This window comes from Pseudomonas sp. 22490 (assembly GCF_052044465.1).
Classification (GTDB): domain Bacteria; phylum Pseudomonadota; class Gammaproteobacteria; order Pseudomonadales; family Pseudomonadaceae; genus Pseudomonas; species Pseudomonas aeruginosa.
This window is the reverse complement of sequence record NZ_JBQENS010000064.1, coordinates 1-11350: the sequence shown is the minus strand read 5'-3', so window position 1 is coordinate 11350 and position 11350 is coordinate 1. Positions and strand designations below refer to the sequence as shown.

Genomic DNA, 11350 nt, shown 5'->3' with positions numbered 1-11350 from the left:
GCGTTGCGCAACGGCCGGTACCAGATCCAGCGGCCGAGGGCGTAGAGGCTCATGGCGGCGATGGCGATGGCCGCCAGTGGCGGACTGTAGAGCAGCATCATGCCGAGGGTGGCGACGGTCATCAGGCCGTCCAGCACCGCCGAGAGGAAGGCCGCGGTGAGGGTCTGCTGGATGCTGTTCACCGCGCCGAAGCGCGACACCACGTCGCCCAGGTGGCGCTTCTCGAAATACTGCGCGGGCAGCCGCAGCAGGTGGCTGAAGACGTTGGCCTGCCACTGCACGCCGAGCAGGGTGCTCATGTGCATCATCACCCAGGCGCGCACCCCGCTGACCGCCTGCTGCATCAGCAGCAACAGGCCGAAGCCGATGGCCAGGGTGCTGAGCAGGTCACGGTCTTCGCTGACGATGACGTTGTCGATGGTCCATTGCAGGAAGAACGGACTGATCAGCGAGAACACTTCCAGCGCGCCGGCGAGCAGCAGCACCTGGGCCAGCGAGCGGTACAGCCCGGTGACCTTGCCGAGCATGCCCAGCAGCTTGATCCGCGGCGGCGCCTCCTGTTTCTCGAAGCCGCTCTCCGGCCAGAGTTCCAGGGCTACCCCGGTGAAGCTCCGCGAGACTTCCTCCAGGCCCAGCCGGCGCTGGCCGTGGGCGGGGTCGTGGAGCACCGCGCCGCGCCCGTCGACCGCCTTGAGCACGACGAAGTGGTTGAAGTTCCAGTGCAGCACGCAGGGCAGCTTGAGCTTGCCGAGGTCGCCGAGGTCGAGCTTCACCGCGCGGGTACCCAGGCCGAGGCGGTGGGCGGTCTGGATCAGTTGCTTGAGGGAGATGCCCTTGAGCGATACGGAGAAGCGCCGGCGCAGTTCCATCAGGCCGGTATGGTGGCCGTGGTAGCCGGCGATCATCGCCAGGCAGGCCAGGCCGCATTCGGTGGCTTCGGTCTGCAGCACCAGCGGCAGGCGGCGGCCCAGGCGCAGGGCGAGAGCGTCGAGAAAGGCCATGGGTCGTTCCTAGAGTTTGCCGGTCAGGCTGTAGAGCGGTTCCAGCACCCATTCGTAGAGGCGCCGGGTGTCCTGGAGGATGTCGGCGTCCAGCAGCATGCCGCTCTGCAGCGGACGCGGCTGGCCGTAGGCGGTCACCGCCTGGTCGTCGAGGGTTACCCGCAGCCGGTACAGCTGCTCGCCATCCTGGCCGAGCCCCGGTACGCCGCCGACCATGCTGGAAAGCTCGGCATAGGAGACGCTGGCGCGGGAGATCGACTGCACCTTGCCGTGGTACTGGCCGAACTTCTGGTACGGATAGGCCTGGTAGCGGATCAGCACCGCGTCGCCCGGCCGGATGAAACCGATGGACTTGCTCGGCGCGTAGAGTTCGGCCTGCAACGGGGTGTCGGCGGGAACGATGCTCAGCAGCGGACGCGAGCTGTCGACGGTCTGCCCGGCTTCGGCGAGCACGGCGGTGGCGATGCCGCTCTCCGGCGCGGTGACCAGCAAGGTGCGCTTGGCTTCGCTTTCGGCCAGGTCCTGCTCCACCGCGCTGAGCTGGCGGCGGGTTTCCGCGAGCTGGTTGGCCTGGCGCGCGGAAAGCCCGGCGAGTTCGTTGCGGCGCTCGGTCAACTGCTGCCGCAGCGACGTGCGTTCGCGCTCCAGGCCTTGCAGGGTCTGGCGCTGGCCGAGCAGCTCGGCCTGGCGCTGCTGCAACTGGTCCATGGAGATGTAGCCCTTGTCCATCAGCCCCTGGTAGCGCGCGGCGGCGTCGCTGGCCAGCGCCAGCAGGCGTTGCTGGCTGTCGGTCTGGGCGGCGAGGGTGGTGAGTTCGCGCTGCAGGCTGGCGACCTTGCTGGTCAGGCTGTCGCGCTCGTCGTCTTGCAGGCGGCGAAGCTTTTCCAGTTCGTCGCGCAGGGAGTCGCGGCGTTGTTCCAGGCGCCTGCTGATACCGGCCTGCACCGGGCCGGCATCGCTGCCGTAGCGTTCGCTGGAAAGCACCATCAGGCGCTCGCCGCGTCGTACCGCCTGGCCTTCCTGGACGAACTTGCGCAGCACGATGCCGGCCTGCGGCGCGTGCACCTTGACCTGGCCGTTGGCGGGCACCAATTGGCCGCTGACGGTGCTGCGCTTGGTGTAGCTGCCGAACAGGAAGAAGCCCACCACCAGCAGCGCCATCGCCGCGGCCAGCAGGGTGAGAAAAGTGAAGGAGACCGGGCGGATCAGCACGATCTCGCCCAGGCCGCCGGCATGCTGGGCGTCGAGGGCTTCCTGGCGAAACATGGTGGCTGGATCCTGGATTCGAATAATACTTGCATGACACTCCGACACCCTTGCGAAAGTTCAAACGCATGAAGTGCCGGAGTGCGACTTTTCTAATTAGATGGTGGTGCGGCCTACATCACCGGGACCGAAGTTTTCCCGGTATTGGCCCAAGTAACCGACAGCCGTCTCTGCATTGGTGAAGAGACCGACCGTGCCCCCGGCAATAGCGCCCATGGCGGTTGGCACGATCAGGCCGACCAACTGGGAAAGAGCGCCGAAGCCGAAGCCGCCGGCACCGCCCCATTTCCCGCCTATTGCCATGCCCGTCGCGGCGCCGTCGACGGCGCCTACGATCATGCCGGAAAGAGTTCCACCCGAAACGCAGGTGACTTCAATGTCATTGAGTTCTTTCATTTCATATATCTCCTTTAGGCTTCCCGTGAGTCTGGAAAGCCATTCGATGGTACTAATCCGAAAGAGTGGGATGAACTGCCAGGATTAGCGGTTTTTCATGGGCTCGATAATTCGTTTGACAATGAGTTTCAATATTCGGCGGATGAAGGTTTGCCACTCCGGGTAAACTTTGCGAATGATTAAGGCCGGTTCGTGCGACACCTCGATAAGACCTGTTGAACAAGTCAACGCCGTATCGAGGGCTCATTCATATCGGCTCCGGCCAACCGCTCTTCGTCCGAGTCAGTACGGCCTCGCATAGCGGCATTTCATGGCATCAGCCGGTCGAGCAGCGGCGAGCTGAACAGCCGATGCGGATCGGCTTCGTTCAACTGGCGCACCGCGCTGTCCCAATCGTTGTCTGCGACCAGGCCCTGGCGTAGCGACTGCGCCACCAACTGGTCGACCACCGTCGGCTCGTCCCAGGCGGCGGCGGGGCTGTAGCCCCAGCCCTTGCTCCACTCCACCCGCAGCGAGGCGTAGTCGCCGCTGAAGTGGTCGAACAGCCAGGCCTCGAACTCGTGGTAGAAGGCATTGGCCTGCGGGGTACCGGGCAGGCTGAGGATGTCCAGCCAGATCGCCGTGTCCCACTCCGGTTGGTCGGGGCGCGGACGGATCGCCGACAGGCTGGGCACCTGGGCGCCGGGAACGATCGACTCGCCGGGCTGGTCGAGCCCGCTGACGCGAATCTCCACCGGGCCGTTCATGGGGTAGTGGCCGTTGGCGCGGTAGGCGGCGACCATCGTCTGGTACTGCAGGTAGAACTCGTTGATCACCCGCTGCACGTCGCGACGCCGGGTCAGCACCGCGTAGCCGTTGGCGGTGACGCGAAGGGTGCTGGGCTTGATGTACAGCAGCAGGTCCTTGCTCCAGCCCCACAGGTCGTAGCCCAGGGTCAGCGCCATGCCGCCCACTACCAGGTCGTACTGCAGCTTGCCGAGCAGCGGGGTGAGTTCCGGGTGGCCGGTGTTGATCGCCGCCAGCAGGTCGGACAGCGCCTTGGGAATGTTGTCGGAGAAGGGGTAGTTGAACGGGCCGTTGACCGCGCGGGCGCCGAACGGGCAGCGCGGGGTCGGCGTCCAGACCTTCAGCCAGGGCTTGTCGGTGAAGGGGAACCAGATGGCCTCGGCGCGTCCGCTTTTCTGCAGGAAGCTGTCGAAGGTCCTTCCGCCGCTGCCGGCCGCGGCGAACATCTCGCTCGCCGGGATGTTCACGTAGCTCTGGCAGCGCATGCGCTTGTTGACCCCGGCCTGGAGGGTCGCCTCGACGATGAAGGCGCGTCCGAGGTGGACGAGGAACGGCGCGCAGGCCGGATCGTCGCGGCGGAAGGTCTTCAGCACGTATTGTCCGGCGGCGCCGTCCCAGACCACCGCGGTCAGCGCCACGATGCTGTTGCTCAGGGAGCCGTAGCTCTGCCCCGGCAGGCGGCTTTCGCCCTGCGCCGGGATGCCGGTGCCGTGGCCGTCGATGGCGAGCACCCCGCCGAGGGTCAGGTCGCCCGGCGCCGGCGTGGCGACGAAGCCGAGCTTGACCCGCTCCAGTTGTTTCAGCAGGGCTTCCATGGTGACGCCGGTCTGCGCGCTGAACAGGCCGAACTCGCCCTGGGCGTCGATCCGTACGCGGGTCAGGTAACGGCTGGTTTCCACCAGCACGATGCGGCTCTCGCAGTTCTCGCCGCCTTTCAGCAGCAGCGGGGACCAGTTGTGACCCATGCCGCGCGGGCGCACCTTGAAGCCGTTCTGCCAGGCCCAGTTGACCACCGCGAGAACCTCTTCGTTGGTGCGCGGGGCGCAGCTCCAGAGGTCGTCGGCGGCGATTTCCCCCGACCAGTTGCGGAACGCCCGCCGATAAAGTTCGAGGCCGGCCGGAAAGCCTGCCGGCGCCGGACAACTGCTGGCGGCGGCTTCGGCGGGCTGGATGACGAAGGCCGGGGTCCAGCCGGCCACCAGGCCGACCGCGCCGAGCGTGGCACTCTTGCCGAGGAAGCTGCGGCGCGACAGGCCGCCGGATTCCTGGTCGGGATCGCCGACGAAGGCGTCGGCGTGCTGGATGAGGTCGTGCATGGCGGTTCTCCTGATCGGGGCGCTGGTCGCCCCTTCCCGGTTGCCGGGTCCTAGGTCGCCGCCGGGGGCGTCCGGGTCTCCGGCGACGGTGGAGGCCCGCTCCGCGACGGGAGCGGGCCGAGGTCCTGGGATCAGGTCCACTCGGTGTCGTAGTGGTAATCGATGCGGCTGGTGTCGCCGCCGAGCAGGCCGCCGACCGCGGCGACGCCCTTGAACACGCCGTAGCCGAGGGTGTCGGCCAGTTGATGGATGGGGGTCAGGCCGACGGCGTTGAACACCTTGCCGACCGAAGAGATGACCGACGTGTTGAGCAGGTCGTTGGACACCTTGACCACATCGACGATGGCATCGCCGACGAAGCTGAAGAGTCCGGCGCCCGATACCTGGTCGATTTCATCGAAGCTCAGTTCCTGAAGTGTGGCGAGTTGCATGGCGCTATTCCTTCATCAATCAAGTTTTGAGCGATAGCCGGCCCTCTCGCATAAACATCGGTTTGCGAAGATAGAGTGACTATCGGTTGCCAGCCGCTCTGGAAAAGTACTTTGCCGGCTGGTCGCTGAAAATTACTGATCTGCCGGCGAGAGTGTCAATCTGGGAAGTTGATAGGGTGAACTTGGAATATCCATGCTAGGCAAATGACGCCGATATTCTGTCAGTGGAATTGGTCGATGTTTTTTCGAATGCCGCGATAAGCATCTGGATATTGCTGATCCATTGATATTCGTGGGTACTGGGAAGCGGTTCGCTATTTTTACGAGATGATGCGCCAATCCAGAAAGGTATCGAATTATTGCTTTCGGAAAAAATTCAACTGCCTTGCTGATAGGTTTCTTCCGGTCGAGTTATTGAAGTCCATGTCCGGTCTTGCGTTGTTTTTCAAAGTAGAGAAACCGGCGTCATAAATTTGTGCGGATAACTGGCGGGCAAACTTTCCCAGGCTGCGCTTCTGTTGCGGGGAAGTGCTTCGGTTCGGGTCGAGGCGCTTTCCAGTCTTGACAGCCCGGCACAGGCGCGTAGAGTGCCGCGCATGAATCGTGCAGCCCTGACCTTCAAGCGCTATTACGCCTATCTGCTCCCTCATTGAGGCGGTAGATGCGTCGCTGCATTCCCGAACCGCCCGAGGCGGCGGTCCGGTGAACTCCCTCCCAACCTGTCTCCTCGGGCATCCACCGTGCCAAAGGAGATACCCGTGTCCGTCCCGACCCATCAGCAAGACCTGATCGCCCTGCTCGAAGAGCGTGGCTTCGTCCACCAGTGCACCGACCGCGACGGCCTCGCCGCGCACCTGGCCGCCGGTCCGGCAACCGCCTACCTGGGCTTCGACGCCACCGCCGACAGCCTGCACGTCGGCCACCTGCAGGGCCTGATGCTGATGCGCTGGCTACAGAAGGCCGGGCACCGCCCGTTGCTGCTGATCGGTGGCGCGACCACCCGGATCGGCGATCCGAGCTTCCGCGATTCGAGCCGGCCGATCCTCACCGAGGCGCAGATCCAGGCCAATATCGACGGCATCGCCCGGGTTTTCTCGCGCTACGTCGAACTGCACGACGACAGCCTGGTGAACAACGCCGAATGGCTGGACGGCGTCGGCTACCTGGAGTTCCTCGACCGGGTCGGCCGGCACTTCTCGATCAACCGCCTGCTGACCTTCGACGCCATCAGGCAGCGCCTGGACCGCGAGCATTCGCTGTCGTTCCTCGAGTTCGGCTACACCCTGCTGCAGGCCTACGATTTCGTCGAACTGTCGCGCCGGCGCGGCTGCACCCTGCAACTCGGTGGCGCCGACCAGTGGGCGAACATCATCAACGGCGTGGAGCTGTCGCGACGCCAGGGCGGCGCCCAGCTGTTCGGCCTGACCATGCCGCTGCTGGCCACCAGTGACGGGCGCAAGATGGGCAAGTCGGCGCAGGGTGCGGTATGGCTCAACGCCGAGCGCCTGGCGCCGTTCGACTTCTGGCAGTTCTGGCGCAACTGCGATGATCGCGACGTCGGTCGCTTCCTCGCCCTGTTCAGCGAACTGCCGATGGATGAGGTGCGCCGCCTGGGCGCCTTGCAGGGCGCCGAGCTGAACGAAGCGAAGGTGGTCCTGGCCAATGCCGCCACCGCCCTGGCGCACGGCGAGCACGCCGCGCGATCCGCCGCCGATGCCGCGCGCGGGGTGTTCGCCGACGGTACGCGGGACAGCGGCCTGCCGGTGATGAAGCTATCCCGCGCGCGCCTGGCGCAGGGACTGTCGCTGACCGACCTGCTGCTGGAACACGCGATCCAGCCCTCCCGCAGCGCGGTCCGCCGCCTCGCCGCCGGCGGCGGCCTGCGCCTGGACGGCACGCCGGTCAGCGATCCGGACGCGCCGCTGGCGGGCGAGGTCGACGGGCTGCGCCTGAGCCTGGGCAAGAAGCAGCATTTGCACCTGCGACTCGAGGATTGAGGTGCCTGCGGCCCCAAGGGGCCGCGCTTCACCAGAGCTTTAGCGTGTAATTGACGATGAAGCGGTTCTCGTCCAGGTCCGCACCGTAGCGGCTGCGGTAGGTGATGTTGCGCCATTTCAAGGCGACGCTCTTCAGCGGTCCGCTCTGGATCACGTAGGACAGGTCGGTGTTGCGCTCCCATTCGCTGTCGTCGGCACGGCCGGCGCCGCGGTCGATGTCGCGGCCCTGTACATAGCGGGTCATGAGGTTCAGGCCGGGCAGGCCGAGGCCGGCGAAGTCGTAGTCGTAGCGCAGTTGCCAGGATTTCTCCTGCGGTCGGGTGAAGGTCTGGTAGGCCATGAGGTTGGCCACGTAGGGCGTGGTGTAGCCGTTGAGCACCGGAAAGGCGTCGTTGCCGATCATCTTCTGGACACCGATGCCGAAGGCGTGGGCGCCGGCGCGCAGGGTGAGCATGGCGTTGAGGTTGCGATTGTCCACCGGCCCGGAGATCGCCGCGCCGTCTTCGCCGCTGTCGAAGTAGCGCAGGTCGCTGCGCAGCGACAGCCCTTCGCCCAGCGGCAGGGTGTGCAGCAGGCCGAGATAGTGCTGCCGGTAGATGTCCTTGAGCTGGCCGTAGTAATAGCTGGCGCTGAGCCGAGGGGTGAAGGCGTAGGTCGCGCCGGCGAGATTGAACTCGTCGCTGGCGTGGGCCTTGTCGCGGCCCATGATGTACATGTCGTCGCTGCCGGCCGACTCGCGAGTGCGCGACTTCCACAATTGCCCCGCGGTGAGGGTGAGACCCTCGATCTCGCTGGAGGTCAGCAGCGCGCCGTCGAAGGTCTGCGGCAACAGGCGCACGTCGTCGCGGAACGCCACCGGCAGTTGCGGCATGAGGATGCCGACCTGTAGCTGGGTCTGCGAATAGCGCAGCTTGGCGGTCAGGCCGAGGTGACTGTAGTCGTCCACCGGCTCCTTCGAATTCGCTCCGAACGGCAGCGTGCCATCGTTGCTACGCCCGCGTCCCGAGTCGAGCTTGACGCCGAGCAGCCCGGTAGCATCCAGGCCGAAGCCGAGCGGGCCGCCGGTGAAACCGGATTGCAGGCGCAGGACGAAGCCCTGCGACCAGTTGCCGGCCTGCGATTGGGGCGCATCGTGCTGGCGGTAGTCGCGCAACTGGTAGAAGTTGCGGAGGTCGAGGTGGGCGCTGCTGTCCGCGAGGAATTCCGCTTGCGCGGCGAGGGGCAGGAGGCCGAGGCCAAGCGCATAGCTGCGCCAGGCGCACGGGCGGGGGCATGCCGTGATCATCGATTCTTCCCTTGGTTGTTGTTCTTGTAGGTATGGGTGACGCCGATTGCACGGTGAGTTTTAGCATATTGTTAACTTGTTAATGAAGTGTTGGCGATCCTCCCGGAAGCTTCGCTAGCCTCTGCCCCTTTCCATGCTCATCGAGCATTGACGGTAAGGCGCTGGAGAGCGAAGCCAGCCTGGAATCTTTCGCCTTCTGCGCATTTGGTTAATCTGTTAACGTTGTCGGCCCGCGAAAGGAGCCAGGCCCGCGCGCTGCCAGGGTGAACGAGGTCGCGGCGCGAGGATTTCCCGGACGGCGAACTTGCATCCGCGTGCACGGCGGTGTCGTCTGGACCGAAAGGCGAAGAAGAGGAGGGCGAGCGTGCCTGCGAGTGCATCGAGGATTCAGGTCGGAAGCGGCGAACGACGCCTGTTGCTGCTGTTGTCGGCGCTGGTGGCGTTCGGCCCGCTGTCGATCGACATGTACCTGCCGAGCCTGCCGGCGATCGCCGCCGATCTCGGCGCCAGCGATGCCCAGGTGCAGCGGAGCATCAGCGGCTTCCTGGTCGGCTTCTGCGTCGGCATGCTGTTCTACGGCCCCTTGTCCGACCGTTTCGGCCGGCGCCCGGTGCTGCTGGCCGGTATCGCCTTGTACCTGTTCAGCAGCCTGGCCTGCGCGCTGGCCGACAGCGCGGGGCAACTGGTCCTGCTGAGGGTGCTCCAGGCCCTCGGCGGCGGCGCCGCGTCGGTGCTGGCGCGGGCCATGGTGCGCGACCTCTATCCGTTGGGCGAGGCCGCCCGGATGCTGGCATTGATGCACATGGTGACCATGCTGGCACCGCTGGCCGCGCCGCTGCTCGGCGGCTACCTGATGCTCTGGGCCGGCTGGCGCGCGTTGTTCGTGGTCCTGGCGCTGTTCGCCGGGCTCTGCCTGCTGGCGGTCTGGCGGGTCGCCGAAAGCCACCCGCCGGAGCGCCGCGGCGGCAGCCTGGCCCAGGCCTTTCTCGCCTATGGGCGGCTGCTCGGCGACCGTCGCGCGCTGGGCTACGTGCTGTGCATGGGGCTGGCGTTCGCCGGGATGTTCGCCTACATCAGCGCCGCGCCCTTCGTGTTCATCGAGCATTTCGGCGTGCGCGCGGAGCGCTTCGGCTGGTTCTTCGGCCTGAACATCCTCGGCGTGATGCTCGCCACCTGGTGCAGCGCGCGCCTGGTGCGCCGCCACGGTCCGCGGCCGCTGCTGCGGGCCGGCAGCCTGCTGGCCTGCGTGTCCGGGCTGTTCCTCCTCGGCTATGCGGCGCTCGGCGAGCGGGGCGGGTTGTGGGCGCTGGTGCCCGGCCTGCTGTGCTTCGTCAGCGTCACCGGCCTGCTCGGCGCCAACTGCATCGCCAGCCTGCTGGCGTTGTATCCCGGACAGGCCGGGGCGGCTTCGGCGGTGGCGGTGTCCGGGCAGTTCGGCCTCGGCTGCCTGGCCAGCCTGGCGGTCGGCTGGCTGGCGCTGCCCGGCGTGCTGCCGATGGCGCTGGTGATGGCCGTCTGCGGCGTCGGCAGCCTGCTCGCGCTGGGCTTGGCCCTGCACGGCGGAAACCGTTGATTTCCTTCTGCATACCCGCATGCAGCCTGTGTTTTTTCCGCTACTCTTCTGCACTTTCGAAACCAGTCATCCAAGCTCGGACCCTATGTCAACGCCAAGACCCTCCCTGACCCTGACCCTGTTGCAGGCTCGCGAAGCCGCGATGAGTTTCTTCCGCCCCTCCCTCAACCAGCACGGCCTCACCGAGCAGCAGTGGCGGGTGATCCGCATCCTGCGCCAGCAGGGCGAGATGGAGAGCTACCAGTTGGCCAACCAGGCCTGCATCCTGCGCCCGAGCATGACCGGCGTGCTGGCGCGCCTGGAGCGCGACGGCATCGTCCGGCGCTGGAAGGCGCCCAAGGACCAGCGGCGGGTCTACGTGAACCTGACGGAAAAGGGCCAGCAGTGCTTCGTCTCCATGAGCGGCGACATGGAGAAGAACTACCAGCGCATCCAGGAGCGGTTCGGCGAGGAAAAGCTCGCGCAGTTGCTGGAACTGCTCAACGAGCTGAAGAAGATAAAGCCCTGAAGCGACTGGCCGGCGTCATGCCGGCCAATTCTTGTCCCAGTGCCGGCAGTCGCCCTGGCAGCGACCTGGACAGCCGCAGCCGGTGCGGCTCCTGCCGGTTTCCCGCTCGACCCGGCGGGCCACCTCCTCGTCGTCGGCGAACGGCAGCATGCTCGCCTGGTCCAGGGTCTTGGCGTGGCGCAGGCTCCAATGCACGCCGAAGAACAGCACGGCGACCGCCAGCAGCTCCAGCAGGATCTCGCTCCAGCTGAATTCCATGATGATTCTCCTCGTCGGCTGTCGAGCCTTGCCCGCAGCGTGGCGGGCGAGGCTCGGGAAGGGAAGGGACGCGCTGTCGCGGCTCAGGCCATGCGGGCCGCCGCGAGGATTCCTTCCGGGCGCGCCTGGCGTACCGTGCGCCAGGTGTTGTAGCTCATCAGCAGCATGCCGGTGAGGAAGAACCCGCCACCGACCAGGCGCACGATGAAGCCCGGATGGCTGGCCACCAGCGACTCGACGAAGGAGTAGGTCAGCGTGCCGTCCTCGTTGACCGCGCGCCACATCAGGCCCTGGGTAATGCCGTTGACCCACAGCGAGGCGATGTACAGCACGGTGCCGATGGTGGCCAGCCAGAAGTGCGCATTGATCAGGCCGACGCTGTGCATCTTCTCGACCCCGTAGACCTTGGGAATCAGGTGGTAGAGCGAGCCGATGGTGATCATCGCGACCCAGCCGAGGGCGCCGGCGTGGACGTGGCCGATGGTCCAGTCGGTGTAGTGGGAGAGGGCGTTGACGGTCTTGATCGCCATCAT

11 protein-coding genes are annotated in these 11350 nt (G+C 66.0%); 3 read left to right on the top strand and 8 right to left on the bottom strand.

Features of this window, described 5'->3' with window-relative positions:
- The 5 genes from ACTJJX_RS34380 to ACTJJX_RS34360 form a co-directional block, all read right to left on the bottom strand.
- Nucleotides 1–1001, bottom strand: a 1001-nt coding sequence (locus tag ACTJJX_RS34380) for a cysteine peptidase family C39 domain-containing protein (RefSeq protein ID WP_303692282.1), incomplete at its 3' end; no start/stop codon positions are given.
- Between the two features lie 9 nt (nt 1002–1010).
- Complete coding sequence (locus tag ACTJJX_RS34375) at nt 1011–2267, bottom strand: HlyD family secretion protein (protein ID WP_003118189.1); 1257 nt, start codon at nt 2265–2267, stop codon at nt 1011–1013.
- Nucleotides 2268–2363: 96 nt separating this feature from the next.
- Entirely contained in the window at nt 2364–2663 is a 300-nt protein-coding gene (locus ACTJJX_RS34370) for a DUF5862 family protein (protein ID WP_003093484.1), read from the bottom strand.
- 308 nt (nt 2664–2971) lie between these two features.
- Complete coding sequence (locus ACTJJX_RS34365) at nt 2972–4765, bottom strand: cholesterol oxidase substrate-binding domain-containing protein (protein WP_003113002.1); 1794 nt, start codon at nt 4763–4765, stop codon at nt 2972–2974.
- Nucleotides 4766–4896: 131 nt separating this feature from the next.
- A complete protein-coding gene (locus ACTJJX_RS34360; protein WP_003093477.1) occupies nt 4897–5196 on the bottom strand; it encodes a hypothetical protein in 300 nt (99 codons plus the stop codon).
- Between the two features lie 758 nt (nt 5197–5954).
- Here ACTJJX_RS34360 and tyrS point away from each other — a divergent pair.
- The gene (tyrS, locus tag ACTJJX_RS34355) at nt 5955–7193 is read left to right on the top strand and encodes a tyrosine--tRNA ligase (RefSeq protein ID WP_003105684.1); all 1239 of its coding nucleotides are present in this window, start codon (nt 5955–5957) and stop codon (nt 7191–7193) included.
- 28 nt (nt 7194–7221) lie between these two features.
- On the opposite strand, the gene ACTJJX_RS34350 is transcribed toward tyrS, so the two are convergent.
- Complete coding sequence (locus ACTJJX_RS34350; RefSeq protein WP_003105682.1) at nt 7222–8478, bottom strand: OprD family porin; 1257 nt, start codon at nt 8476–8478, stop codon at nt 7222–7224.
- 364 nt (nt 8479–8842) lie between these two features.
- Between ACTJJX_RS34350 and ACTJJX_RS34345 the strand changes: the two genes are divergently transcribed.
- Together ACTJJX_RS34345 and hpaR are read left to right on the top strand one after the other, a co-directional pair.
- A complete protein-coding gene (locus ACTJJX_RS34345; protein WP_003159295.1) occupies nt 8843–10051 on the top strand; it encodes a Bcr/CflA family multidrug efflux MFS transporter in 1209 nt (402 codons plus the stop codon).
- Nucleotides 10052–10136: 85 nt separating this feature from the next.
- Entirely contained in the window at nt 10137–10559 is a 423-nt protein-coding gene (gene hpaR, locus ACTJJX_RS34340; RefSeq protein WP_003093470.1) for a homoprotocatechuate degradation operon regulator HpaR, read from the top strand.
- 15 nt (nt 10560–10574) lie between these two features.
- Here hpaR and ACTJJX_RS34335 read toward each other — a convergent pair whose 3' ends face one another.
- Both ACTJJX_RS34335 and ACTJJX_RS34330 read right to left on the bottom strand, forming a co-directional pair.
- The gene (locus ACTJJX_RS34335) at nt 10575–10817 is read right to left on the bottom strand and encodes a hypothetical protein (protein ID WP_003093468.1); all 243 of its coding nucleotides are present in this window, start codon (nt 10815–10817) and stop codon (nt 10575–10577) included.
- A gap of 83 nt (nt 10818–10900) precedes the next feature.
- A partial coding sequence (locus tag ACTJJX_RS34330) for a cbb3-type cytochrome c oxidase subunit I (RefSeq protein ID WP_031640057.1) occupies nt 10901–11350 on the bottom strand: 450 nt, incomplete at its 5' end.